21 protein-coding genes are annotated in these 24,591 nt (G+C 67.7%); 9 read left to right on the forward strand and 12 right to left on the reverse strand.

Annotated elements, in window-relative coordinates; all coding sequences use genetic code 11:
- Window positions 1-7: 7 nt before the first annotated feature.
- The 3 genes from MLP_RS01285 to MLP_RS01295 are packed head-to-tail and all read right to left on the reverse strand — an operon-like array spanning window position 8 to window position 3,452.
- Window positions 8-865, reverse strand: coding sequence for a transglutaminase family protein (locus MLP_RS01285; RefSeq protein WP_013861176.1), 858 nt, complete (start codon window positions 863-865; stop codon window positions 8-10).
- Window positions 865-1,803 (reverse strand): alpha-E domain-containing protein, encoded by a 939-nt coding sequence (locus tag MLP_RS01290; RefSeq protein ID WP_013861177.1) that lies wholly within the window; start codon window positions 1,801-1,803, stop codon window positions 865-867. Before MLP_RS01290 ends, MLP_RS01285 begins: the two co-directional genes overlap by 1 nt.
- The gene (locus tag MLP_RS01295) at window positions 1,797-3,452 is read right to left on the reverse strand and encodes a circularly permuted type 2 ATP-grasp protein (RefSeq protein ID WP_013861178.1); all 1,656 of its coding nucleotides are present in this window, start codon (window positions 3,450-3,452) and stop codon (window positions 1,797-1,799) included. Before MLP_RS01295 ends, MLP_RS01290 begins: the two co-directional genes overlap by 7 nt.
- Window positions 3,453-3,575: 123 nt before the next feature.
- Here MLP_RS01295 and lysS point away from each other — a divergent pair, with 123 nt between their 5' ends.
- Window positions 3,576-5,039, forward strand: coding sequence for a lysine--tRNA ligase (gene lysS, locus MLP_RS01300; protein WP_197536552.1), 1,464 nt, complete (start codon window positions 3,576-3,578; stop codon window positions 5,037-5,039).
- 62 nt (window positions 5,040-5,101) lie between these two features.
- Here lysS and MLP_RS01305 read toward each other — a convergent pair whose 3' ends face one another.
- From MLP_RS01305 to MLP_RS01320, 4 genes are all read right to left on the reverse strand, one after another.
- Window positions 5,102-5,653, reverse strand: a complete 552-nt coding sequence (locus tag MLP_RS01305) for a MarR family winged helix-turn-helix transcriptional regulator (RefSeq protein WP_013861180.1) — start codon at window positions 5,651-5,653, stop codon at window positions 5,102-5,104.
- Window positions 5,650-6,258 carry a DJ-1/PfpI family protein gene (locus MLP_RS01310; protein ID WP_013861181.1) on the reverse strand — a complete coding sequence of 203 codons (609 nt, stop codon included), beginning with the start codon at window positions 6,256-6,258 and terminating at the stop codon, window positions 5,650-5,652. The genes MLP_RS01305 and MLP_RS01310 overlap by 4 nt, the downstream gene beginning before the upstream one ends.
- A 313-nt stretch (window positions 6,259-6,571) precedes the next feature.
- Window positions 6,572-7,609 (reverse strand): zinc-dependent alcohol dehydrogenase family protein, encoded by a 1,038-nt coding sequence (locus MLP_RS01315; RefSeq protein WP_013861182.1) that lies wholly within the window; start codon window positions 7,607-7,609, stop codon window positions 6,572-6,574.
- 5 nt (window positions 7,610-7,614) lie between these two features.
- The gene (locus MLP_RS01320) at window positions 7,615-9,309 is read right to left on the reverse strand and encodes a YibE/F family protein (protein WP_013861183.1); all 1,695 of its coding nucleotides are present in this window, start codon (window positions 9,307-9,309) and stop codon (window positions 7,615-7,617) included.
- 142 nt (window positions 9,310-9,451) lie between these two features.
- Here MLP_RS01320 and MLP_RS01325 point away from each other — a divergent pair, with 142 nt between their 5' ends.
- Together MLP_RS01325 and MLP_RS01330 are read left to right on the forward strand one after the other, a co-directional pair.
- Complete coding sequence (locus tag MLP_RS01325; protein ID WP_013861184.1) at window positions 9,452-10,261, forward strand: DUF3152 domain-containing protein; 810 nt, start codon at window positions 9,452-9,454, stop codon at window positions 10,259-10,261.
- Window positions 10,219-11,226 carry a DNA-3-methyladenine glycosylase family protein gene (locus MLP_RS01330; RefSeq protein WP_231851404.1) on the forward strand — a complete coding sequence of 336 codons (1,008 nt, stop codon included), beginning with the start codon at window positions 10,219-10,221 and terminating at the stop codon, window positions 11,224-11,226. Before MLP_RS01325 ends, MLP_RS01330 begins: the two co-directional genes overlap by 43 nt.
- A gap of 499 nt (window positions 11,227-11,725) precedes the next feature.
- Here the strand turns inward: MLP_RS01330 and MLP_RS01335 are convergent, their stop codons facing one another.
- The 3 genes from MLP_RS01335 to MLP_RS25910 form a co-directional block, all read right to left on the reverse strand.
- Window positions 11,726-13,156 carry a sensor histidine kinase gene (locus tag MLP_RS01335; protein WP_049804695.1) on the reverse strand — a complete coding sequence of 477 codons (1,431 nt, stop codon included), beginning with the start codon at window positions 13,154-13,156 and terminating at the stop codon, window positions 11,726-11,728.
- A 76-nt stretch (window positions 13,157-13,232) separates the two neighbouring features.
- The gene (locus MLP_RS01340) at window positions 13,233-13,928 is read right to left on the reverse strand and encodes a response regulator transcription factor (protein ID WP_013861188.1); all 696 of its coding nucleotides are present in this window, start codon (window positions 13,926-13,928) and stop codon (window positions 13,233-13,235) included.
- A 121-nt stretch (window positions 13,929-14,049) separates the two neighbouring features.
- Window positions 14,050-14,688: a TetR/AcrR family transcriptional regulator gene (locus tag MLP_RS25910; protein ID WP_013861189.1), complete on the reverse strand. Its 639-nt coding sequence runs from the start codon at window positions 14,686-14,688 to the stop codon at window positions 14,050-14,052.
- 80 nt (window positions 14,689-14,768) lie between these two features.
- On the opposite strand from MLP_RS25910, the gene MLP_RS01350 reads away from it, so the two are divergent.
- Together MLP_RS01350 and MLP_RS01355 are read left to right on the forward strand one after the other, a co-directional pair.
- Entirely contained in the window at window positions 14,769-17,624 is a 2,856-nt protein-coding gene (locus MLP_RS01350) for an MMPL family transporter (RefSeq protein WP_156820985.1), read from the forward strand.
- Between the two features lie 47 nt (window positions 17,625-17,671).
- Window positions 17,672-19,936, forward strand: a complete 2,265-nt coding sequence (locus MLP_RS01355) for a YhgE/Pip domain-containing protein (RefSeq protein WP_013861191.1) — start codon at window positions 17,672-17,674, stop codon at window positions 19,934-19,936.
- An 18-nt stretch (window positions 19,937-19,954) separates the two neighbouring features.
- Here the strand turns inward: MLP_RS01355 and MLP_RS01360 are convergent, their stop codons facing one another.
- Window positions 19,955-20,326, reverse strand: a complete 372-nt coding sequence (locus tag MLP_RS01360) for a VOC family protein (protein ID WP_013861192.1) — start codon at window positions 20,324-20,326, stop codon at window positions 19,955-19,957.
- Between the two features lie 80 nt (window positions 20,327-20,406).
- On the opposite strand from MLP_RS01360, the gene MLP_RS01365 reads away from it, so the two are divergent.
- The 3 genes from MLP_RS01365 (at window position 20,407) to MLP_RS01380 (ending at window position 22,764) form a co-directional block, all read left to right on the forward strand.
- Entirely contained in the window at window positions 20,407-20,874 is a 468-nt protein-coding gene (locus tag MLP_RS01365) for a hypothetical protein (protein ID WP_156820986.1), read from the forward strand.
- Between the two features lie 18 nt (window positions 20,875-20,892).
- Window positions 20,893-21,684, forward strand: coding sequence for a CPBP family intramembrane glutamic endopeptidase (locus tag MLP_RS01370; protein ID WP_197536487.1), 792 nt, complete (start codon window positions 20,893-20,895; stop codon window positions 21,682-21,684).
- A 555-nt stretch (window positions 21,685-22,239) separates the two neighbouring features.
- Window positions 22,240-22,764: a ferritin gene (locus MLP_RS01380; RefSeq protein ID WP_013861196.1), complete on the forward strand. Its 525-nt coding sequence runs from the start codon at window positions 22,240-22,242 to the stop codon at window positions 22,762-22,764.
- A gap of 93 nt (window positions 22,765-22,857) precedes the next feature.
- On the opposite strand, the gene MLP_RS01385 is transcribed toward MLP_RS01380, so the two are convergent.
- A complete protein-coding gene (locus tag MLP_RS01385) occupies window positions 22,858-23,481 on the reverse strand; it encodes a TetR/AcrR family transcriptional regulator C-terminal domain-containing protein (protein WP_013861197.1) in 624 nt (207 codons plus the stop codon).
- Between the two features lie 58 nt (window positions 23,482-23,539).
- Here MLP_RS01385 and MLP_RS01390 point away from each other — a divergent pair, with 58 nt between their 5' ends.
- Window positions 23,540-24,523 (forward strand): quinone oxidoreductase family protein, encoded by a 984-nt coding sequence (locus MLP_RS01390; protein ID WP_041789597.1) that lies wholly within the window; start codon window positions 23,540-23,542, stop codon window positions 24,521-24,523.
- Window positions 24,524-24,591: the final 68 nt, after the last annotated feature.

A 24,591-nucleotide genomic window follows, 5' to 3' on the forward strand; every position in this document is an offset into this window, starting at 1 on the left:
CAAAGCGTCAGCCCAGCTGGGTCATCTCCACCGTCACGAACATCTCCGACGCTCCACCGGAATAGGTGCCACGCAGCGGCGCGACATCCCCGTAGTCGCGGCCGTGCCCGACCCGTACGTAGCGGTCCGACAGCCGTTGGCTGTGGGTCGGGTCGAAGCCGACCCAGCTGCCGCACCACCACTCGACCCAGGAATGGGACTCGCCCTCCACCGTGGTGCCCGGAGCCGCACCGTCCACCGGGAACAGGTAACCGGACACGTACCGGGCCGGCAGCCCGACCGAGCGCAGCGCACCAAGCGCGACGTGGCTGTAGTCCTGGCAGACGCCGGCACCGACCTGCCAGGCGTCCCGTGCGGTGCTGTTCACCTCGGTGGACCCGCGCCGGTAGCTGAGTCGGTCGGAGACCAGCCGGCAGACATCGAGCCCGGCCAACCGCGGCGGCTGACCGGAGGCCGCGTCCTGGGCAAGCTCGAACAGCTCGTCGGCCGGCTGGGTTCGATCGTTCACGGTGAGCAGTTCCGACATCGAGTAGGTCACCCCGCGGTCCCGCAGTGCGGCCCAGCCGAGGTCGCCGGTCGGCACCCGGCGTTCGGTGTCCCAGGGCAGCCCGACGTTGCGCGTCTCGACCACCGCCTGCGATCGCACGGTGAGCCGCGAATGCCGTTCGTGCACCTCGAAGGTGGTCACCGCCGTACCCCAGTAGTCGGTGTAGCCGATACTCCAGGCAGCAGGCTCGATGCTCAATCGGCTGCTCCAGACCGTCTGCGAGTCGCTCACACACGGCGTCATCCGCGCCTCGTTGTAGGAGGCGCGGACCGGGGAGGCATACCGGAAACCAGTGGTGTGCAGGATGTTGAGACGCATCAGCGGGTCCCCTCCCGAATCCAGTCGGTCTGGTCTGCGGCGGCGAAGAACGTCTTGTCGATCACTCCGGCGACGGCCGTGCTGACCCCTTGGACAGCGGTCATCTCATCGTCCAGCCCGCTCAAGATCTCCTGGATCGGGGTGTACTCCAGCCGAGCCCGCAGCCGGCCCAGCAGTCGAGCCGCTTCCGCCGACTTCTCCGCGCCGGACGGATTGGCGACCGTCACCTTTGCCAGGCATTCCTGGGCGGCGACCAGGCCGTGCATCACCGATCGAGGGAAGCGTGAGTCCACCAGCAGGAACTCGGCCGCTTCGGCATCGGTGTAGAGCCCCTTGTAGGTCCGCAGGAAGGCGTCGTAGCCGCCCATGCCACGCAGCACGGATGGCCAGTTGGCGCTGCCGGTGGTCGGTGAGGCCGAGGCCACCATCCGTGAGGTCATGTCGATCTGCTCCAGACAGCGGCCCAGCAGGAAGAACTGCCAACCGTCGTCGCGGACCATCGTGCTGCGGGCCAGACCGTTGACCAGAGCGCTGCGATCTCGCGCCCAGTCCAGGAACGAGTACGCCCGGACGATGTTGAACTGACGGGTCGGCAGTTTCTGCCAGGTGGTGTTGATGGACTCCCAGACCTCGAGCGGAATCACCTCCCGAGCCCGCCGGGCGTTGTCGCGGGCGGCGGCCCAGGAATGGAAGATCGAGGTCGGCTCCCGGGCGTCCCAGCACAGCCGCCGTAGCAGCTCGGCCACGGTGGGCTCGGGTTGGTCAGGGGAGATGCCGACACTCATCAGCGCCAGCAGGCTGCGGCACGACTCGGCCTCGTGTCGTGAGGTGTCCTCGGCGATAACCCGGAGCTGGGTCTGCACCATCCGGGCGGTGTGATCGGCGCGCTCGACGTACCGGCCGATCCAGAACAGCGATTCCGCGATCCGGCTCAGCATGGACGCGCTCCTCGTCCACCGGCCGGCGGATTCGCCTCGAGCTGCCGACGAGCCTGCTGCTGTTGTTCGGTCTGCTGGCGCAGCGACGGCTCCTTGCCCGGCGGCTCGGCCGGTGCCTGCTGCGGTGGCGGAGCCAGCGACGGAGTGGTGTCGACCTCCGTCTCGGTCTCGGTGTCGTCGTCATCCTCAGCGGGGGCTTCGGGGAGGTGCAGCCGGAGCGGTTGGCTGAGCACCCAGGTGTCCTTGCTGCCGCCGCCCTGGCTGCTGTTGACCACCAGCTCGCCCTTGGGCAGCGCTACCCGGGTGAGACCGCCCGGCAGCACCCAGATGTCGTCACCGCTGTTCACCGCGAACGGCCGCAGGTCCACGTGCCGCGGCTCCAGCCCGGATCCGATCAGGGTCGGCACGGTGGACAGCTGGACCAACGGCTGGGCGATCCAGCCCCGCGGATCGTCGGTGACCCGGCGGCGCAGGGCGGCCAGCTCCTCCGCACTCGCGTGCGGGCCGATCACGATCCCCTTGCCGCCGGAGCCGTCGACGGGCTTGACGACCAGCTCGTCGAGCCGGTCCATCACCTCCTCGCGGGCGTCGTCCTCCTCCAGCCGCCAGGTGTCGACGTTGCGGATGATCGGCTCCTCGTTGAGGTAGTAGCGGATCAGATCCGGCACGTAGGTGTAGATCAGCTTGTCATCGGCCACCCCGTTGCCGATCGCGTTGGCGAGCGTGACGCCACCACTGCGGACGGCGTTCAGCAGACCGGTGACACCCAGCATCGAGTCGGAGCGGAAGTGCACCGGGTCGATGAAGTCGTCGTCGATCCGCCGGTAGATGACGTCGACGCGCCGCAGTCCGGCGGTGGTGCGCATGTAGACCCGGCCCCGCTGACACTCCAGGTCGCGCCCCTCGACCAGCTCGACACCCATGGTGCGGGCCAGCAGGGTGTGCTCGAAGTAGGCGGAGTTGTAGACGCCGGGGGTCAGCACCACGACCGTGGGATCGTCGATCCCGTACGGGGCGGCCTTGCGCAGCGCCGCCAGCAGCCGCTGCGGATAGCCGGCCACCGGGCGGATCCGCTGGGTCCCGAAGGCCTCGGGCATGGCGGTCACCATCGCGCTGCGGTTGGTCATCACGTACGAGACGCCGCTCGGCACCCGGACGTTGTCCTCCAGCACCCGGACGTCGCCGTCCGGGGTGCGGATCAGGTCGATGCCGCCGACATGCACGCGGACCCCGTTGGGCGGCTGGATGCCCCACACGGCGCGGTGGTAATGGCTGGAGGAGGTGATCAGCTGCCGCGGGATCACCCCGTCGGTCATCACCCGGCCGTCGGCGTAGACGTCGGCCAGGAACGCCTCCAGGGCGCGGATCCGCTGGGCGACGCCGGAGTCGATGATCTCCCAGTCGTCGGCGGGGATGACCCGCGGCACCACGTCCAGCGGGAAGGGTCGCTCGACCCCGCCGACATCGAACGTGACGCCGGCCTGGGTGTAGTTGTTGGCCAGCGATTCGGCGATAGACCGTAGCTCGTCGGCGCTGGACCGGCGAAGCGTCTCGTACACGGTCGAGTACGCCGCGCGGACTGCCCCGTCCGCATCGATCATCTCGTCGAACGCGATGCCGGGCTGATAGCTCGCGAGGACGTCCTCCATGGGGCTGAGAGTACTGGGCCCGTTGTTACCGCGACGTAAAGCCCACCGGTGGTGGGCGCCCGCGTCCACTACCCTTGCCCGGTGCCCAACCAGCCTCCTGCGGTAGTAGACGTTCCCGAGCAGATCCGGGTACGCCGGGAGAAGCGCGCCGGCCTGCTGGCTGCGGGCCGGGAGCCCTACCCGGTATCGGTGCCCAGGACGCATGCCCTGCGTGCCGTACGGGAGCAGTGGGCACACCTGGAGACCGGCGAGGAGACCTCCGACGTCGTGTCCGTGGCCGGGCGGGTGGTGTTCATCCGCAACACCGGCAAGCTCTGCTTCGCCACCCTGCAGGAAGGGTTGTCGCAGTCGGATTCCGGCACCCGGCTGCAGGTGATGCTGTCGCTCGCCGAGGTCGGGGCCGAGTCGTTGGCCGATTGGAAGGCCGAGGTCGACCTCGGCGACTTCGTGTCGGTGACCGGCCGGGTGATCTCCTCGCGCCGGGGCGAGCTGTCGGTGCTGGCGTCGGACTGGGTGCTGGCGTCCAAGGCATTGCGACCGTTGCCGACCCTGCACAACGAGCTGTCCGACGAGACCCGGGTACGCCAGCGCTATGCCGATCTGGTGGTGCGGGAAGCGGCACGGGACATGGTGCGGACCCGGGCGGCGATCACTCGCTCGATCCGGGAGACCCTGCACCGCGACGACTACGTCGAGATCGAGACCCCGGTGCTGCAGCTGGTGCACGGTGGGGCGCAGGCGCGACCGTTCCACACCCATCTGAACGCCTTCGACACCGATATGACGCTGCGGATCGCGCTGGAGCTGTTCCTCAAGCGCGCGGTCGTCGGCGGGGTCGAGCGGGTCTATGAGCTCGGCCGGATCTTCCGGAACGAGGGCATCGACTCCACGCACAGCCCCGAGTTCACGATGCTGGAGGTCTATCAGGCCTGGGGGGACCAGCGAACCATCGCGGCGTTGATCCAGCAGATCATCACCGACGCTGCTGACGCGCTTGGCTCGCGGCAGATCTCGACGCCGGCAGGGGTCATCGACCTGGACGGGGAGTGGGCCTGGCTGCCGGTCTACCCCGGTCTGTCGGCGCGGGTCGAGGAGGAGATCACCCCGCGGACCTCGATCGAGACGCTGCGGGCGCTGGCGAAGCGACATGAGGTCGAGGTCGATCCCGCCTGGGGTGCCGAGAAGCTCGTGATGGAACTCTTCGGCGAACTGGTGGAGCCGGACCTGATCCAGCCGACGTTCGTCTACGACTACCCGCCGTCGGCGCAGCCGTTGGCTCGGCCGCACCGCAGCGATCCGGACCTGATCGAGGCGTGGGATCTGATCATCGGCGGTGAGGAGATCGGCACCGGCTTCTCCGAGCTGATCGACCCGGTGATCCAGCGGGACCGACTGACGGCTCAGTCGTTGGCGGCTGCTGCCGGCGATGAGGAGGCCATGCAGTTGGACGAGGACTTCCTCGCCGCGCTGGAGTTCGGCGCACCCCCGATGGGTGGGCTGGGGATGGGCATCGACCGGCTGGTGATGCTGTTCACCAATGCCGGGATTCGAGAGACCATCCTGTTCCCGCTGCTCAAGCCGCTGTAGCGACACCCAGAAGCGCCGCCTTCGAGTTATGGATAGTTTCGTCACCGACATTGGAGACGAAACTATCCATTGTTGGCTGAGCTGGGTGCGCCGCTGGTGTCCAATGTCTGTCGGGCTCGGCGGGACGCGTCGATGATGCGCCGGATCGTGCCGAGAGCGGCTTTCAGCTCGTCCGCTCCCACCTCGGTGCCGACCGTGTTGGCCCAGACATGCTGAGCGTTCCGGAGTCGTAGCAGCGTGTCACGGCCGGTTGGCGTCGGCTCGAGGAGCTTGGCCCGCCGGTGCTGGGGATTGTCGCGATAGGCGGCCCAGCCCTTGTCGACCAGCAGGTCGGCGGTGCGTTGCACGCTCTGCCGAGCCAGTCCAAGACCCACTCGGCGCGCGATCTCGGCGACGGCCAGCGGTTCGTCGAGGGTCGCGCCCAGCACCTGCCACCAGGCCGGAGTCAGACCGGCCGGTTTGCTGATGTCCTTAGCCGCAGCCAGGAACTCGCCGTTCAGTTCGAAGACCGGCAATACCAACTCGGTCAGGGCATCACCGGCGGTTGTTCGGGGTGGGAATGACTCCGGCTGGCTCGTGCGCCGACTCGGATGCTGGCCGGCCGGCTCGCTCACGCGCCGACCAAGGCGTCGTAGAACCGTCGCTCTCCGGTCGTGTAGAGGCCGTACCAGGCATCGACCACCGGCTGCGGGAACACCTGCAGTGCTTCGAAGATCGCCTTGGCGAAGTCGACCGGTGCGGTGGCCGGCGCGGTGATCAGGCCGCCGTCGCTGATCGTTCGGGCTTCGCGATAGAGCTCGCCGCCGGTGTAGCCGGGTGCCGCGGCAACGTACTCAGCGGCATTGCTGGTGTGCGGCTGGTCGTTCAGCAAACCAGCTCTGGCCAGGCCATAGGTCGCACCGCAGATCGCGGCCACCACCTTTGCCTCGGCGCGCAGCTGTCGGGCCAGGCCCAGTGCCGCATCGTGCCCCTCGGCCCAGGTTTCGGCGCCGGGCAGGATCAGGGCTGCGACCTCGTCCGGATCGAGATCGGTGAGGGCGGCTGCTGGCGCCACCTGCAGACCGCCCATGCTGGTGACCGGCTGACCGTTCTCGCTGGCCACCACAACGCGGAACCGCCCAGGCAACTGCTGCTCTGCCATGGCGAACCCGGCGAGCGCATACCCGTACTCCCAATCAGCCATCGTGTCCGTCGCGTAGAAGACCACTGCCTGTGTCATGTCGTGCTCCGTTGGGTAGTTTGACAGGATGCTGTCAAACTAGCCGATGTGACAGGGTGCTGTCAATGGGCGTTGGGAACCCCCGTCGCAGCCCTACCCCACTTCGCACCAGCTGGATCTACTTCGCACCACGCACGCCTGATGCGAAGTAGCAGCAGTTGGTGCGGAGTCGGAGATGGGCCACACGAAATGGTGCGCAGTAGGAGCGGGGGCGAATTCAGAATGACGGGCGGGGGCGAATTCAGAATGACGGGCGGGCGCAGCGCGAGCCTGGGTTGGCGGATCCTGCGGCGCAGGCGGGGGAGGGAAGGCGTCAGTGCCGGGTGAGGTCGATGACTGTCATGCCGGCCGTTGAGGAGGCGGGGGAGTCCATCGCCACCAAGGCGGCGGGAGCCTCGGCGAGTGAGATCACGCGGCCGACCAACTCGGCGGGTCGCAGGATGCCGGAGGAGACCATCGACAGCATCGCCGGGTAGTCGCAGGCAGCCATGCCGTGGGATCCATAGACCTCCAGCTCGTACGCCACCACGAGATCCCAGGGCAGCGGGGCCCGGGCGTCGGGCCCGAGCATGAGGCCGACCTGGACGTAGCGGCCGCGGCGGCGCAAGCTGCGTACGGCCGCCAACTCGGTCGAGGCCGAGCCGAGGGCGTCGATAGCGACGTGTACGCCACCGCCGGTCAGGTCGGTGATCCGCTCGACCACGCTATCGGGAGCCAGCGCGACGGCTCCGAGGTCGGCGGCCCGTTGTCGCGCCAGGTCAGAGACGTCGACGGCGAAGACCTGCGCGCCCAGTGCGATGGCGATCTGGATGGCCGAGAGCCCGACACCGCCGCAGCCGAAGACGGCGACCAGGTCGCCGGTGCCGACCCGGCCCCGGGCAGTCACCGCGCGATAGGCGGTGGCGAATCGGCAACCGAGCGATGCCGCCACGACCGGGTCCATGCCCTCGGGAAGCCGGACGAGATTGGTGTCGGCGGCATACAGCGCGACCTGTTCGGCGAAGGAGCCATGGTGGGTGAAGCCAGGCTGGGTCTGCTGCGGGCACACCTGGGCGTCCCCGCCCAGGCAGAACTCGCAGCTGCCGCACCCGTTGACGAACGGAGTGGTGACCAGGTCGCCGACGGCGAATCGGGTCACGTCCCGGCCGATCTGGCTGACAACCCCTGCGATCTCGTGGCCGGGCACGTGCGGCAGCGACACGGGGTCGTGACCGCGCCAGGCATGCCAGTCCGAGCGGCAGACACCGGTGGCCAGCACATCGAGCAGCACGCCGTCGTCCGGACAGACCGGCGACGGCATCTCGACGAGCTCGGGCGCCATCCCGTAGCCGGCGTAGCGGACCGCAAGCATCGACTTCAGTCCGGATCGCGCAGGTCGGAGAAGTCGAGATCGTCGTCAGCCGACCTTCGACGGCGGCGCAACCGGGTCTGCCTGGGTGGTGCGGCGGGGGTTTCGGAGCCCGTCGCCTCATCCTCGGTGCCGGCTGCTTCCGGGGCACCAGCAGCCGAGTCGTCCGCAGCCGAGTCGTCCGCAGACGTGGCCTCATCGACCCGGTCCGCCGACGTTTCCGTGGTCGCGGCTGTCTCCGTCGCCTCAGTCTGGGTCTCGGCGGTGCTCCCGGACTCGTCGTCGACCTCGGCCGCGGAGCCCTCGGACACCGACCCCTTTGCCATCGACCCCTTTGTCGGCGGGCCCTCGATCACCGTGGCATCGGCCGCTTCAGCCTTGTCGATCTGGGCCGCTCCAGCCCGAGCGGCACCGGACGTCGCGGCGGCCGGTGCGGCCGTCGGGCGCCGCCGGAAGCCGGGCAGCCTGGCCTTGCCGGAGGCTCGGACCACGGCAACTCCGACGGCGGTGGTCAGCGGCACCGCCAGAATCAGGCCGATCGAGCCCACCATGGTGCGAATCAGCTCGGCGGCGAAGGACTCGGTCTGCAGGACCTCGAACAAGGGCCGGTTGTAGATCGCGATCAGCAGAAGGACCGGCAGGGATGCGCCGGCGGTGGCGAAGGCGATCGTGTAGACAGTCGAGGCGATGTGATCCCGGCCGATACGCATGGCCTTGGAGAACAGCCGCTTCTGGTCGGGATCGCTGTCGGCCAGTTCCCACACCGCCGAGGCCTGCGTGATGGTGACGTCGTTCAGGACGCCCAGGCCGGCCACGATGACGCCGCAGATCACCACCGAGGTCAGCGACATGTGCGGTGCCGAGGCGGCCAGCACATAGTCGTCCTCCGAAGTGACCCCGCTGAGATGGGCCCACGATGTCGCACCCCAGCCGAGCAGTGCGGCCGTCACCAGTCCGAACAGGGTGCCGACCAGCGCCGTCGATGTTCGTGCCGAGATGCCATGGGCCGCATACAAGACGACGAACATGATCGCCGAACTGCCGATCAGTCCGACCAATACCGGGTTCGAACCGCTGACCAGGGCCGGGAACATGAACTTGACCAGGATGAACCCGGCGAAACCGAGACCCAGCAGAGCGGCGAACCCACGCCAGCGAGCGACGAAGATCACCGCCGCGGCGAAGGCCAGCGTGATCACGACCAGCGGCACCCGGCGCTCGAAATCGGAGAACTGGAACTGGGACGGCTGCCCATCAGCAGGTGGGATCCGAATCAGCTTCACTCGCTGACCGACCTTGGTGCCGCTGTTGTAGAGGGCATCGGTGAGCGGAATGCCGGCGACTTCCTTGCCGGTGTCGTCCCCCTCGAGAACGCGTACGGTGATGGTCGCACAGGTCTGGTTGTTGGCACCGGGGGTGGAGCCGGCCATGCCCTCGCAGGAGACCGGCTGAATGGCGGTGATTTCGGCAGCGGGATAGCTGACGCCGGGGACGCTGTAGCCGGCCACGTCGTGATTGATGTAGCTGCTGGTGTCCTGGGGCCACAGGGCGATCAGACCGGCGAACGTCCAGATGCCCAGCGGAATGAGAACGACGATCAGGATGCGGAGGGCCTGCTGGTGCCGAGCGGCCTCACTGCGACCACGCTGTCCCGTCGAACCAGGTCGACGTGTCGTGGGGTCGATTGAGTGTGAATGCGACATTCTCCGCCTAGGGTTGATCTCTGTGACTCCTTGGCCGCACCGCCGGATGGGTGGTCCGGGCTCGCAGAGCGGCTCACAATCTACCGCCCACCAAGGACAGTCCAAGTCGTCGCGGATTCCTGGCTGGTCCGGCTGGCCCGCGGTGCGGACTCACTGGCTCGCCATCACCGCCGGTGTGCTCGGTTCTGGGGCCCTGGCTCTCGCCCTGGTCATCGGTGGCGGCTCCGGGGCTGGGGCCCAGGCCGGGCCCGCGGGCACTGCCCAGCAGCAATCCGGCAGCTGGTCGACGGCGGAGAGCCCGTCACCGGGTTCCCGCGACGCAGCTGATCCGGTCCCGACGACGACGTCGGCCCCGCCCCGGAAGGCGGCCAAGAAGAAGGTCACCAAGCAGCCGGCCAAGGTCAAGATCCCGGCCAGTGGGCCCGGCACCTTTGTCCAGGCGGAGGTCGACGGACCGAAGGTGGGTCAACGGGGTGCACGGTTGCTGCGATATGACGTCAAGGTCGAGAAGAACCTCCCGTACGATGCCGACGAGATAGCTCGGCAGATCCAGGAGACCCTGAGCGACCCCCGCAGCTGGACCGGCGGTGGCGACTGGCGGCTGGAGCTGGTGAGTGATTCGGACCGGGCCGACTTCACCATCTATCTCGCGACGCCGGGGACGGTCGATCGCTATTGCTGGCCGCTGCGGACGTTCGGGCGGCTGTCCTGCCAGGCCGGCAGCCGGGTGATGCTGAACGGTTGGCGTTGGGCTCACGGCGCTGAGGCGTACGGGAAGGATGTCAGTGGCTACCGGCAGTATCTGGTGAACCACGAGGTCGGGCATCGGCTCGGCCACGGTCACGTGGGCTGTCCTGGAAAGGGGAAGCGGGCGCCGGTGATGATGCAGCAGACGAAGGGTGTGGGAGCGTGCCGAGCCAATCCGTGGCCGGATCCCAAGAGGAGCGGTTGAAGGCGGAGCGGTTGAGAGGGCTGGATCGGGAGATCACCTGCGACGTGCCGGTGCTGCTTGATCCCCTGATCCGGGCGCACCATCGCGGACCAGGAGACCCGACTCATCGCCGCCTCGGACCGGGGCACTGGCTGCGCGCCTCGCTGACACCGGAGGGCCCGGTGCTGCTCCGGCTGGCGGCGGCCGGAGCAATGGTCGCGGCACGAGCTTGGGGTCCGGGCGCGGAATGGGCATTGGATCAGTTGCCGATGCTGCTTGGCGCCGCTGATGACCCGAGCGGCTTCGAACCCCGACCCGAACACGAGGCTCTTGTCCAGGCGCATCGCCGAATCGGTGCCGGGCTGCGGGTCGGCCGCTCCGAGCGCGTCTGGGAGGCATTGGCCCCGGCCTGCCTGGAGCAGGTGGTCACCGGTACGGAGGCGTTTCGCGCGTTCCGGCTGCTGGTCCGCGAGTTCGGCGAGCCTGCGCCTGGCCCGGCGACCGATCCGGAGTCGGCGGCATACGGGATGCGGGTGCCCCCGCCGGCCCACGTGTGGGCCAAGATCCCGAGTTGGAGGTTCCTGGCCGCAGGCGTCGAGCAGCGGCGGAGCGCGACGCTGGTCCGTGCCGCCGGCCGCGCGACAGCCTTGGAACGATCCCTGGAACTCGACGGACAAGCCGCAGGCACCGCGTTGCGCAGCCTGCCGGGTATCGGCGGCTGGACCTCAGCCGAGGTCAGACAGCGCGCCCACGGTGACGCCGACGCGTGGAGCATCTACGACTACCACGTGGCGAAGCACATCACGTACGCACTGGTGGGGGAGCCGCTGGACGACGCCGCCTGCCTGGAGATCCTCGAGCCTTACCGCGGACATCGCTATCGGGTCCAGCTGCTGCTGACCTTGGCGGGGCCGCGGAAGCCGCGCCGTGGCCCGCGGATGAGCCTGCCGACGCACACGCCGTACGCCACCAAGGGCCGCTCATAGCTCGGCCGCTCAGCGCCAGCATGCGCAGTGAATCATGGGTGAGTTTCCACCTGGGCCGAGTGCGTCACTCCATAGACGGCAGGATCTCGCGCTGGAAGCGCGCTCCAGTTGGTACAGCATCGCTGGTAGTGGTGGTACGTCGTTGTGGTCGCGATCCATGAAGTCCAAGATCAGCTCATCCACTCCCTGCGCCCGGTAGGCGCGGAGCCGTTCAGCGATCTGCTGGCGCGTCCCAACCAAGCCGCGCGAAGCAGACCTCGCTGGGGTGATTGTTTGGAGGCGGAAGTCGATGCGAAGACTGATCTCAAAGCCTGGGCGGTCGCTTTGGCCGCGGGTGGCAGCCACGTACGGCGGTAGCTCGTGGGGTTCGTGCCAGACCCCGTGCCAGCCGTCACCGACCCTGGCTGCGCGATGGAGAGCCTGGGAAGCGTCCCCGCCGATCAGGATCGGAAGGATGGTTCGTGCCCGCGGCGCGAACGGGATGGGACCGGCTGTCGGTTCAGAACCCGTTCGGATGCAGCTTGTCGAGGTCTTCCATGGTGGTCGCGCCAGGCAGCTGGACGGTGAACTCGGCGCCGCCCTGGGCCGAGCGGCCGGCCTTGATCCAACCTCCGTGGCGCTGCACGGTCTGGGCCACGATGGAGAGGCCGAGTCCGGTGCCGGGCGTGTTGCGGGCGGTGTCGGCCCGGTAGAAGCGATCGAAGATGTACGGCAGATCGACGTCGGCGATCCCAGGACCTTGATCGGACACCCGGAGCTGGTCGCCTTCGAGATAGACCCGGACCGTACCTCCCGGTGGGCTCCATTTCACCGCGTTGTCGAGCAGGTTGGTGACCGCCCGCTCCAGGTCGTCGGACTCGCCCATCACATACAGCGGACTCAGCTCGGCGTCGAACTGCACTCCCTTCGGAGCCCGGCGGCGCGCCCGCTCGAGGGCGGCATTGACCACGTCGCGCAGGTCGATCGGCTCCGGCGCCGCAGAGACCAGGTCGTCGCGGGCCAGCGACACCAGGTCCTTGATCAGCGAGGTGAACTCGGCCAGCTGCGCAGTCACGTCCCACAGGATCTGAGTGCGATCCTCCTCGGACAGCATGTTGGACTTCGAGTCCAGCGACAACAGTTCGATGTTGGTGCGGAGGCTGGTCAACGGGGTACGCAACTCGTGGCCGGCGTCGGCGATCAGGCGCTGCTGCCGCTCCCGCGAGGAGCCGAGGGTAGCCAGCATCCGGTTGAACGTGTCGGCCAGCCGGGCGAGATCGCCACTGCCGGTCACGGTGATCGGGGTCAGATCGTCGGTCCGCGCCACGTGCTCGACAGCCGCCGTCAGCTGGCGGATGGGCCGCAGACCGGAGCGCGCGACCGCGGTGCCGGCCGCGCCGGCCAGGATCACCCCGGTCACCCCGAACAGCACCAGCACGATCCACAGGGAGCTGAGAATGTCATTGGTCACGTTGAGCGGGCGGCCGAGGACGAGCGCGTAGTTGTCCAGTCCGGCGAGCGGCACAGCGACGATCCGATACGGTCGCCCGGCGGTGTCAGTGCCCGAGCGGGTCGAGATGCCGTTCTGCAGCCGCGCCACCACGAGCTCCCTGTCACCGGTGAGAAGGTGCACCTCCTCACCGGTGACGTACTTGACATCGCCGTCCGCGCGGACCAACGCAACGCTGAAGTTGCCGGCTTCGAGTGTGAACTCGGTCAAGCCACCGATATTGCCGATACTGCGTGCCACTGGGCTGGACACTGCAGCGGCGACCGAGGTGAGCTCACTGTCGAGGCTGCGATAGAGAGCCAGCCGCAGGGTGAAGTAGCCGGCCATGCCAGTGACCGCGACGGCGATGGCGACGGCGAAGCTGGTCAGCAGCGCCACCCGTCGTTGCAGCGGTGCCCGGCTCAATCCCTCCCGGAACCGAGACCACAGCGAGCGCAGCACGGCGCCGGGTCGAGGCCAGGTCACGCCGAACTCACCACCGGTCCATCACTGTCCGAGCGGTCAGGAGCGGTCAGGATCACGGGGGTGTCTCGCGGAGCACGTAGCCAACTCCGCGTACGGTGTGCAACAGGCGCGGCTCGCCGTTGGCCTCGGTCTTGCGGCGCAGATAGCCGATGTAGACCTCGAGCGAGTTCGCGGTGGTGGGGAAGTCGAAGCCCCACACCTCATTGAGCAGCCAGGACCGCTCCAGCACCCGGCGCGGGTGGTGCATGAACGCTTCGAGCAGTGCGAACTCGGTCCGGGTCAGATTGATCGACCGGCTGCCGCGCAGCACCTCACGGGTCTGGGTGTTGAGGACCAGGTCGGAGAAGGTGAGCGCCTGGGTGGATGGGTCGTTGGAGTCGGCGGTGGTGCCGGCCCGGCGGACCAGGGCCCGCAACCGGGCGAGCAGTTCGTCGAGCGCGAACGGCTTGGCCATGTAGTCGTCGCCGCCGGCGTCCAGGCCGTCGACTCGATCAGTGACAGCGTCGCGGGCGGTGAGCACCAGGATCGGTACGTCGTTGCCGGCCGCGCGCAGCATTCGAGTCGCCTCCAAGCCGTCCAGCCGGGGCATCATCACATCCATGATCACCGCGTCGGGCCGGTTGGCGGCCAGCTTCGCCATCGCCTGCAAGCCGTCCTCGGCAGTGGTCACCTCATAGCCGTTGTATTGCAGGGAGCGCTGCAAGGAGTCGCGTACGGCTTGATCATCGTCGACGACCAGGATCTGCATGCGGACAGCGTAGTCGTCACTCGCTGTTCGCTCCGCGCTCCCTTGCCCTCTGGGGATCTGCTCGATCTTGTCGGCGTTGCTCGATCTGCAGATAGTGCGAGACCGACAAACCCGAGCAGATCTATGGGGCGGGGCGGCTGATGGCCGACAGCAGGGTGCTGAGCAGTCGGGGGTCGGCGCGTTGGGACTCGAACAAGCGCAGAGTCTGCAGATGGGTGTGGGTTGCCACGAACAGCTCGACCGCGGCAGCGAGCGGCACGGTCAGCTCGAGCCGGGCATGGTCGAGTGCGTCGGTGATCAGTCCGGCGATCTGGGTGCTGCAGGTGTCGACGAAGCTCAGGTACGCGGCACGCAACTCGGGATCCCGGGCGGCGTGCAGCATCAGCGCCCGGTCGGTGATCACGTCCTGTTGATCGGTCGCCAGGGCGCCTCGGGACCCGGTCATCGCCGATAGTGCGATCTCCATCAGCTCCTCCGGATCGAGATCACCGGCCGCCTTCATGGTCTCGATCGCGCTCTGGGCGGCAGCGAACTGCAGGTCGATGCCCTGCTGGATGAGTGCGAGCACCAGGTCGGAGCGGCTGGAAAAGTTGGAGTAGAAGGCGCCCCGGGTGAAGCCCGCCGCCTCGCAGATCTCCTCCACGCTCGCCCCCTCTACGCCTTGCTCGGCGAAGACCGTCCGGGCGGCGGTCAGCAGCCGCTCGCGGGTCTGTGCCCGACGCGCGGTGAGGGGCGGTCCGATGGCGAGGTCGCTGCTCACGGTGATCCAGCTCTCGAGGTCTTGGAGGTCGTCTGGATACAGTACTGTATCCGATACACAGTTGTATCAGATTTTGATTCGTGCCGAAACAGCTCGATCTCCGAGAGGTGGTGTCACCGCTGTCCACGTACCTTTACGCGCTCGGTCGCGCCGCCTACCGGCACCGCAAGCGCGTGCTGCTGCTCTGGCTGGCGGTGTTCCTCCTCGCCGTGGGCGCGGCGGCCGGCATCGGCGACAAATTCGACGAGAACTTCTCCGTGCCCGGCACGGAGTCCCAGCTGGCGCTCGACTCGTTGAATCGCACCTTCCCGCAGGCCGGCGGCACCACCGCTCAGGTCGTCGTCGTGGTGCCCGAAGGTGAGAGCGTCCGGAGCGCTGAAGTACGCAAGCAGATCGAAGCCGGTGCCAAGGAGATCGAGAAGGTCGAGCACGTCGACTCGGTGATGTCGCCGTTCGACAAGTACGCGAAGGGCGTCATCTCCGATGACAAGCGTGCGGCGATCATCACCGTCCAGCTGGAGCTGGTGGACGGCGCGGTCGCCGATGCCACGTTCGACGGACTGGACGACGCCACGAAGGCGATCGAGGCCGACATCCCCGGTTCGCAGGTGTCCCCGGGCGGTGCGGCGTACGGCAACAACCCGCCCAGCTTCTCCATCGTCGAAGCGCTCGGCGTGATCATCGCGCTGGTGGTGCTCTGGCTGACTCTCGGTTCGCTGCGAGCCGCCGGGATGCCCTTGCTGACCGCGGTCCTGGGCGTGATGATCACCGTGCTGCTGATCGTCGCGGTCACCGGACTCACCATCGTCTCGGCCACCACCCCGATGCTGGCGGTGATGTTGGGCCTGGCTGTCGGCATCGACTACGCACTGTTCATCACCTCGCGGCACCGTGATCAGTTGGCCGCCGGGATGGAACCAGAGGAGTCGGTGGCCGAGGCGGTAGCGACCGCCGGCTCGGCCGTGGTCTTCGCCGGCCTGACCGTGATGATCGCCCTGTCGGGTCTGGCCGTGGCCGGGATTCCGTTCCTCACCACGATGGGGGTCGCAGCAGCTGCCGGCGTCGGCATCGCGGTGGTCATCGCCTTGACCTTGTTGCCCGCGCTGCTGGGTCTTGCCGGCGAGCGGCTGCGGCCGAAACCCAAGAAGGACAAGAAGCCCAAGGGAGCCGAGCAGTCTGCGGTGTCCGGGACGGAGCCGGACCGACCTAGGAAATCCCGTACGCCGCTGGGCCGGCTGTGGGTGCGGGCGGTGACGAAGGTGCCGCTGCTCACCGTCGCCCTGGTCATCTTGTTGCTCGGCGCGATGGCGTACCCGGCCAAGGACCTGCGGATCGCGCTGCCCAGCAATGGCATGGCCGATCCGGGTACGCCGGCCCGGGTCACCTATGACCTGATCGACGAGCATTTCGGCGTCGGCTACAACGGACCTCTGATCGTCAGCGCCACCATCGTCGGCTCCGATGATCCGCTGGGCGTGATGGACGGTATTGCCGACGAGCTACGGGACCTGCCGGGCGTCGCGAGCGTGCCTCTGTCGACCCCTAATGAGAACGCCGAGGTCGGCATCGTGCAGGTGATCCCGACGGGGGCGCCGGACTCCGATGAGACCAAGGATCTGGTGCTGCGGATCCGGTCCATGCATGACCACTTCCTCGAGAAGTACGACGTACCGGTCTATGTCACCGGCTTCACCGCCGTCGCCATTGACGTGTCCGACCGACTCGGTCAGGCGCTGCTGCCCTTCGGCCTACTGGTGGTCGGGCTGTCGATCATCTTGCTGATGATGGTGTTCCGCTCGATCGCGGTGCCGATCAAGGCGACCATCGGCTATCTGCTGAGCGTGCTCGCGGCGTTCGGGGCGACGGCGATGGTCTTCGAGTACGGCTCGTTGGGGGCCGTGTTCAACGTGCACCAGACCGGCCCGGTGATCAGCTTCTTGCCGATCCTGCTGATGGGCATCCTCTTCGGCTTGGCCATGGACTACGAGGTGTTCCTGGTGTCACGGATGCGCGAGGAGTATGTGCATGCCGTTGCCAGGGCCGGCTCGAAGGAACTGGTCGAGCCCAAGCAGACGATCGAGGACGGCTTCAACGCCTCTGTCCGCGTGGTCGTCGCGGCCGCAGTGATCATGTTCGCGGTCTTCGCCGCCTTCGTGCCCGAGGGCGAAGGTCCGATCAAGACGATCTCGTTCGGGCTGGCCGTGGGCGTGTTCGTCGACGCGTTCATCGTCCGGATGACCTTTGTGCCGGCGGTGATGAAGCTGCTGGGTCACCGGGCTTGGTGGCTGCCGGCCTGGATCGACAAGCGTCTGCCGTCCTTCGACGTGGAGGGGGAGGGCCTGGCCCACCAGCTGTCGCTGCGAGACTGGCCGGTGCCCGGCGATGATCACGTGGTCTATGCCGACGGACTGCGGGTAGCCGGCACCGACGGCGAGCTGGGGATGGCGTTGCGACCCGGCGAGGTCGTGGTGATCGACGGACAGGCCGGCAGCGGGAAGACCGCGCTGCTGCTGACCCTGGCCGGCCGAATGAAGCTGGCGACCGGGCGGCTCAAGGTCGCCGGCCTGGTGCTACCGGAGCAGAGTGCCTTGGCCCGCGGTCGTACGGCGGTGATCGATTGCACCCGGATCGAGCCGTCGCACCAGACCCGGCGTGGGCCCCGCGGTGGATTGCGGGCCGAGATCGCCGCCATCCAACAGGCCGATCCGGCCGTGATCTTCGTCGATCATGCCGACGTCCTCCGTGACGTCGATGATCGGGCGGCACTGGCCAGCTTGGTGGAGGAGACCGCCGGTTCCGCTCATGGACTGGTGATCGTGGCCCGCGACCGAGCGTTGGTCGATGACCTGATCGGGGTCCCGTACCGGCATCTCACCCTGGGCTCGATGCCGGACCTGGCCGACAGCCTGCGGCTTCGAGCAGTGCGCAGCGACTGATCGACGACGTGGTTGACGAGAAGAGTTGACGAGGAATAGCGACGGATATGTGGAAGCTCGAACGCGCGCGTGATCCCAAGATCACCTGGCTGTCCCTGGTCGGGTTGATCCTGGTGCCGCTGCTGGTCTCGGGTGGGTTCTTGTGGGCGACCTGGAACTCCGACGACCGGCTCGACCTGGTGCAGGCCGCCATCGTCAACAACGACGAGGGGGTCACCCTGAACGACCAGTTCGTGCCGCTCGGCCGACAGCTTGCGGGGGGTCTGGTCAACGGGGAGGACGACGTTGCGAACTTCGGCTGGGTGCTGACCGACGACGAGGATGCCCAGCAAGGCTTGGCAAAGGGCACGTACGCGGCCGTGGTGACCATTCCGGAGGATTTCTCGAAGCGGGCCACCTCGTTCAGCAAGGACGAGGTCGCCGAGATCGAGCCGGCGGAGATCGCCGTGCAGACCTCCGAGGTCAGCGGCATCACCGACGGCGTGGTCGCTCAGGTGATCACCACCGCGGCGCGGGACACGCTGAACACCGAGCTCACCAAGCAGTATCTGGACAACATCTATCTCGGCTTCAACTCCACCAAGAAGCAGTTCCAGTCGGTCGCCACCGGCGCCCGCAAGCTCGCTGACGGCACCAGCGAGCTGAGCGACGGTCTCGATCAGGTCTCCACCGGATCGGTGAAGCTGGCCGACGGCCTGGAGCAGCTGGACAACGGAACCCAGCAACTGTCGACCGGAATGACCAAGCTCGCCGACGGTACGAAGGCGCTCCCGAAGCAGACGCGGCAGCTGGCCGATGGTGCGCAGGATGCCGCCGATGGCGCCGATCAGTTGGCCGACGGTGTCAAGCAGTTCACGGGTGGACTGACGCAACTCAACGAAGGAACGAAGAAGCAGCCCGGTTTCGGCGAGTTTGTCGACGGGGCCGGGAAGTTCGCCAAGGGCGCGGGGCAGTACGGGACCTTGGGCGCCGGTGTCGGGAAGGGCGTCCAAGCGCTCGACGACGGAATGAAGCAAGCCTCGGACGGTATGGCCCAACTCGCCCAGCTCGGCGCGGCCGGCTACAGCGAGGAGGGGCTGGCTGCGCTGAAGGCCGGGCTCAAGCCGTTCCAGATCACCTGTGCCGCGGAGATGCCGGACGAGCAGTGTTTCGGTTTCCTCGCCGCTGCCGCGGCAGGGGTCGCGGCCGGCACTGGTGCCGCGCATGCCGGCCTGACGACGAAGCAGAAGGCACCGGACGGCAAGTCGTACAGCCTCGTCGATTTGTCCAAGAACCTCGAGTCCGGCGGCTCCCAGCTGGCCGAGAACGGCCCGCTGATCGCGAAGGGCATGAATGGCTTCGCAGGTGGCATCGACAAGCTCGCTGACAACGGACCGAAACTGGCCAAGGGCACGAGCAGTCTCGCCACCGGCCTGGACCAGCTGGCCGACGGCACCGACCAGCTGTCGACCGGGCTCACGCAACTCAGCGGCGGCATCCAGCAGACGGCCGCCGGCACCAAGCAGCTTGCCGTCGGCACTTCTCAATCAGCGACCGGGGGTCGCCAGCTGAGCGACGGTCTGGTCAAGCTGGCCGACGGCGGTAGTCAGCTGGCCGACGGCACCGAGCAACTGGCCTCCGGGCTGGAGAAGGGCGCCAAGCAGATCCCGACGTACGACAAGCAGATGCGTACCGCGCTGTCCAGTGTGGTGGCGGCACCGGTGACCGCCGAACGCCCGAGCTCGCTGTTTGCGGACCTCGCGAACACCACCTTCTTGTCGGTGATCGCGCTCTGGCTGGGTGGGCTGGCCAGCTTTGTCGTGCTGCGGGCTGTTCCGTCGCGAGTCCTCACCTCGATGAAGCCGTCGTGGCGATTGGCGGGCGAGGCTCTGCTGCCCGCGGTCGGGGTGGCGGTGATCCAGGCGATTGCGCTGACGGTTACGTTGCAGATCCTGCTGGCCCTGAGCGCGGGGCAGGTGGCCCAGCTGCTGCCGTTCTTGTTGCTCACCGGTCTGGCCTTCGTGGGGGTGAACCATGCGCTGGTGGCCTGGCTGGGCGGTGCCGGCCGGTTCATCTCAGTCGGTGTCGTGGTGTTGTCGGCGGCCACGGCGATCACTCACGCCATCCCACCGTTCCTCTCCGCGGTGGTGCCGTTCCTGCCCCTTACGCCGGCGATGGAGGGTGCCCGTGCCATCGCGAGCAGCGGCCCGGGGGCGGGCGGTTCGGTCGGCCTGCTCCTCGCTTGGCTGCTGATCGGTGTGGCTGCCGGGGTGCTGGCCGTCACTCGACACCGAGTGGCCAGGGTTCCCGAACTGGTCCCCGCAACGGCCTGACCAACCACAGACCGGTCCCTACCCGTGGCTGAGGTCGACGACGCAGAACCTGTTGCCGTCCGGATCGGCCAGCACGACGAAGTCGGGGTCCTCGGGATAGCTGTCCCACGCCACCCGGGTGGCCCCGAGCGAGATCAGTCGTTCGCACTCGCGCGCCAACTCTGCGGCGTCGCTCACGTGCAGGTCGAGGTGCAGTCGGGGATGCTCCTGGATCGGGGTGGCGCTGGGTTGCAGGGCCAAGGAGGCCCCGATCCCGTCGGCGGGTTGCAGCACCCAGGCCCAACCGCCGAATCCGTCGCGCCGCAGGACGTAACCCAACGCCTGCTGCCAGAAGCGGGCAGCTCGCTGTTGGTCACTGACTCCGAGTACCACGACCCCGATATTGAGCACACCGGCAGTATGCGGTGCGACCTCCGACCCTGGCGACACGCGGTGCCACGGCGCACGGTGGAAGTAGGGAGGTGATGATCATGCGTAAGGCAATGATCGTGAAGGTGTTCCTGGGAAGCCTGATCGGACTGGTGGCAGCCGGCGTCCTCTGTGCGGTCGCGCTGGTGCTGGCGGCCTCGAGCGGTGTGTTCGTTATGAATGGACCCGACGTGGTCGGGGTCAGACCCGACCCCTTCGGCTGGTCCATGCTGGCGTTGGCCGGCTTCGCGGTGCTGGTGATCGTGGCGGCGTCCATGGGGCTCTTCGTCGCCTGGATCGGCGCAATGCTGAACACGGTGAACCTGGCGGACAAGACCTGGTTCGTGGTGCTTCTGGCCGGTGGGCTGCTCAGTGTCGGGTTCCTGGTGACGGCGGCGTACGTGATCGCCGGACCTGACGGGTACCGACCAGCCGTCCCGCCTGTCGATGAGCACTCCGCGTTGCCGGGCCTGACGCCGCCGCCAGGCACTGATACTCCTGCGACGCAGGCAGATCTCGCTCACCGGTAGTGCGGGCAGGCGATGACGATGACGACCACACGGCCGGTCCAGGACAGTAGGGCCGGCCGGTGGGTCGCCCGACATCGCTTCATCGCCTTCGTCGCGCTCGCGTACGCGATCTCCTGGAGTCTGTGGCTCGGGGCCGCGGCGGGTGGTGGGCAGGCGTTCTTTCTGCTCGGCGGGCTCGGTCCGATGGCCGCAGCGGCCATTGTCACGGCCGTCAGCGGCGGCTCCTTGATCGCCTGGATCCGACCTGTCTGGCGCTGGCGGGTGCCGGCGCGCTGGTGGGCGTACGCCCTGGGGCTGCCCGCATTGCTGTACGTGGTGGCCACGCTCGTCTTGCAAGGGCTCGGCTTCCCGGTGGACTGGTCCCTCGGCATCGAGCGGCTGCCGGACTACCTGGGCACCTTAGTCTTCGTCTTGTTCCTGGGTGGGGCCATGGAGGAGCCCGGCTGGCGCGGGTTCGGGCTGGCGGTGCTGCAGGAGAGATACTCGCCGCTGCGCGCGACCATCGTGCTCGGGCTGGTCTGGGGAGTCTGGCATGTGCCGATCTACGGGCCGGCCGGCTTCGTGGTGCCCTGGGTGTTGGCGGTCTTCTACACCCTGTTGTGGAATGCCACCCATAGCGTCGGACTCTGCATCCTGCTGCACGCCAGCTTCACACCTGCTCAGGATCATCTGCTGCTGATGCCGCGACAGGACGCCTACACCGCCGTGCTGGACACACCCGACTGGGTCATCCTCGGTACCTACCTGGCGGCGGCCGGCGTCGTCGTGGCGATGACCCGGGGGCGGTTGGGTGCTGGTCTGCCAAGGTGAAGATTCTCACCGGACAGTGCTGGCCCCAGGCGGTCATTCATCGCCCGGAATCGTGGGTGTCTATCGACCGGTGGCGCTCCCGGTTGGCTCATTGTCTGGAGTCTGGCTGTCAGTCGGAGTCTGGTCGTCGGAGGGCGTCGACTGTGTGGCGGATGCCGAGGGCGCAGGCGACGGCGGAGTCGTGAAGTTGTCGGGATCGATCGTGACCGTCCCGCTCGCCACCAGGAAGACGAACGCCGCGGTTGACACCTGCGGCGCTGGTCGGTGGAAAAGGTCCGGGAGGGCAGGTATTCGGTCTGTGCCGGAGTGAGCTCTTACTCACTGGTGCGCGGCGGTGGCTTCGGTTGAGCTGAAGCAACCACAGCGCACCAGTCGATGAATCTCGCCCATGCTCCGCGAGCGTTCCGTGACCTCAACCTGACGTACGCCTCTCGTTCCGTACGTCCTGATCCGTCACCAGCGCGGCGTACCGTTCTGTCAGGATTGTGGTCGTCACCACGGGTTCATTGGCCGTACGCGACAACGAGGCCCAGACGCAACAACGAGGGAGACCAGATGCCAGCAGACCGGTTCGTCGAGCAGCTCAACGCGCAGATCGCGAACGAGTTCGCCGCCCACCAGCAGTACGTCGCCTGCGCGGTCTACTACGACGCCTTGACCATGCCGCAGATGGCAGGCTTCTTCTATGCGCAGGCGCTGGAGGAACGCGACCACGCGATGATGATGGTGCAGTATCTGGTCGACCAGGACTCGGCCGTCAAGATCCCTGGCGTAGCGGCGCCGCAGACGGACTTTGCCGACATCGTCGAGCCGGTCGCCCTCGCGCTGGAGCAGGAGAAGCGGGTCACCGAGCAGATCAACCAGCTGACCCGGATCGCGCGCGAGGAGTATGACTTCGCCTCCGATCAGTTCATGCAATGGTTCATCAAGGAGCAGGTCGAGGAGGTCGCGACGATGAGCGACCTGCTCACCGTGGTCAAGCGAGCCAACGACGTCGAGGCGATCGAGGACTACGTCCAGCGCGAGACCGCCGGCGAGGGCGCCGACCCGACCGCCCCGGCCGTCGCAGGCGGGGCATAAGCCCACCCGTTGGGTCAGCTGATGGTGGCTGAGTGACTCGCTCGCGGGGAGTCCCGGGATGAGTTGGCACCTCGAGTAGGAGGTTCGGCACGGTCAGCGCGAGGCGAGGGCCGGGATGATCAGGGCCAATTGTTGGCTGAATCGTTCGCCGGGATCGGAGAAGATCCGGTGACCGGAGGCAATCGACAGCGGGTGGTCGGGACCGACGATTGCGTCTCGCGTCTGTAGGTCGTAGCGCTCGGCGCTCGACTGAGTGCGTTCCTGCTCCTCGATCACGAACCCGACCACGTATGCCGTCACGACTTCGAACGCGTCGCTCACCTGCTCGATGCTGTGACCCTGGCCCACCCAGCGGGCCAGCATCGTCTCGCGATGCCGCAGCAGGTCAGGGTCGGTCAACCGGGTGCCGCTGAAGGTGCGGGCGCCGTCACGGTGCCGGAGATACTCCGCGCGCATGGCGGTCGCGTACGCCAGCAGTGCCTCCGCGAGCGAGGTCTCCTCGCTCAGGTTGGCCAGCGTGTGTTGGATCCGGCTCGCCACCTCGGTGCCCATCTCGTCCAAGAGCTCCTGCTTGGAAGCCAGGTGCCAGTAGAGGGCGGGTGCCTTCACGCCAAGTTTCGCTGCGAGCGCGCGGACGGTCAGGCCGTCGATGCCGACGTCGTCGAGCACGCCAAACGCGGCATCCACGATCACGACGCGAGTCAGGCGAGGCGGCATCTTGACACTTTAACAGTGTTAAGGGATGCTGGAATTGAACTTAGTTAAGGAGAGCGAGATGCAAGCAGCAGTGGTGTACGAGGCAGGGGCGGTGCCGGTCTACGCCGAGTTTCCCGAGCCTGAGCCGGCCGATGGAAAGGCGCTGGTCGAGCTGGTGGGTGCAGGTGTGCACCAGGTAGTGCGATCCCGGGTGGCCGGCCGGCACTACAGCGTGGCGGGAGCGTGGCCGGCGGTGCCAGGCGTCGACGCGGTGGCCCGGACGCCGGACGGGCGGTTGGTTTACACGGGATTTGTCACACCGCCCTGGGGAACGATGGCCGAGCGCATGGCCGTTCCCGCTCAGTTCGGCATCGAGCTGCCAGCCGGGGCCGATCCGTTGGCCGTTGCCGCCGGCATGAATCCGGGTTCGGCGTCGTGGCTGCCGCTGAGCAAGCGGCATGACCAGCTGGGTGAGCGTGGGCTCGCGACGGTCCTCGTGCTCGGCGCGACTGGGATGTCCGGCAGCATCGCCGCCGACAATGCGTACGCGCTCGGTGCCACGACGGTCGTCGCAGTCGGTCGCAACACGACCAAGCTCGAAGGCCTCGCGGCCCGAGTGGGCGCCGACCGAGGGCTGCGTACGGTCGGACTCACCGGCGACCCGGGGACCGATACGGCCGGCATCGTCGCGGCGCTGGACGGCCAGCCGCCAAGCATCGTGATCGACTTCTGCTGGGGTCCTGTTGCCGAGAGCACCTTTCGGGCCTTGGGCGATCCAAACCTGGATGTCGATGACTACGACGTCAGCTATGTGCAGATCGGCACCACTGCCGGACCCGACGCCACGGTGCCCGGCGCCCTGCTCCGCAGCCGCAACCTCACGCTCAGCGGCAGCGGGCTCGGTGGCACTCCGGTGGCCGAGATCCTGGCGAGACTGCCCGGATTCCTGGCGCAGATTGCGGCCGGCACCGTGCACATCCCCTACACGACCTATCCGTTGTCCCGGATCGCCGAGGCGTGGTCGGCCCAGGACGGAACTCGGGCGGTCGTGGTGCCTAGCTGAGTCATCCATCCGAAGTTCTGGCGCGTTACCCACACCTGATGTGGTTTTCGCGCCAAAAGATGGGTGGG

The organism is Microlunatus phosphovorus NM-1, from assembly GCF_000270245.1.
GTDB lineage: Bacteria > Actinomycetota > Actinomycetes > Propionibacteriales > Propionibacteriaceae > Microlunatus > Microlunatus phosphovorus.

Coding starts and splice junctions, on each gene's coding strand:
- MLP_RS01295 (WP_013861178.1), bottom strand. CDS start 3,452: ATGGAGGACGTCCTCGCGAGCTATCAGCCCGGCATCGCGTTCGACGAG.
- MLP_RS01320 (WP_013861183.1), bottom strand. CDS start 9,309: ATGTCGCATTCACACTCAATCGACCCCACGACACGTCGACCTGGTTCG.
- MLP_RS01315 (WP_013861182.1), bottom strand. CDS start 7,609: ATGCTTGCGGTCCGCTACGCCGGCTACGGGATGGCGCCCGAGCTCGTC.
- MLP_RS01365 (WP_156820986.1), top strand. CDS start 20,407: ATGCGTAAGGCAATGATCGTGAAGGTGTTCCTGGGAAGCCTGATCGGA.
- MLP_RS01385 (WP_013861197.1), bottom strand. CDS start 23,481: ATGCCGCCTCGCCTGACTCGCGTCGTGATCGTGGATGCCGCGTTTGGC.
- MLP_RS01285 (WP_013861176.1), bottom strand. CDS start 865: ATGCGTCTCAACATCCTGCACACCACTGGTTTCCGGTATGCCTCCCCG.
- MLP_RS01380 (WP_013861196.1), top strand. CDS start 22,240: ATGCCAGCAGACCGGTTCGTCGAGCAGCTCAACGCGCAGATCGCGAAC.
- MLP_RS01290 (WP_013861177.1), bottom strand. CDS start 1,803: ATGCTGAGCCGGATCGCGGAATCGCTGTTCTGGATCGGCCGGTACGTC.
- MLP_RS01355 (WP_013861191.1), top strand. CDS start 17,672: ATGTGGAAGCTCGAACGCGCGCGTGATCCCAAGATCACCTGGCTGTCC.
- MLP_RS01390 (WP_041789597.1), top strand. CDS start 23,540: ATGCAAGCAGCAGTGGTGTACGAGGCAGGGGCGGTGCCGGTCTACGCC.
- MLP_RS01310 (WP_013861181.1), bottom strand. CDS start 6,258: ATGACACAGGCAGTGGTCTTCTACGCGACGGACACGATGGCTGATTGG.
- MLP_RS01370 (WP_197536487.1), top strand. CDS start 20,893: ATGACGACCACACGGCCGGTCCAGGACAGTAGGGCCGGCCGGTGGGTC.
- MLP_RS01340 (WP_013861188.1), bottom strand. CDS start 13,928: ATGCAGATCCTGGTCGTCGACGATGATCAAGCCGTACGCGACTCCTTG.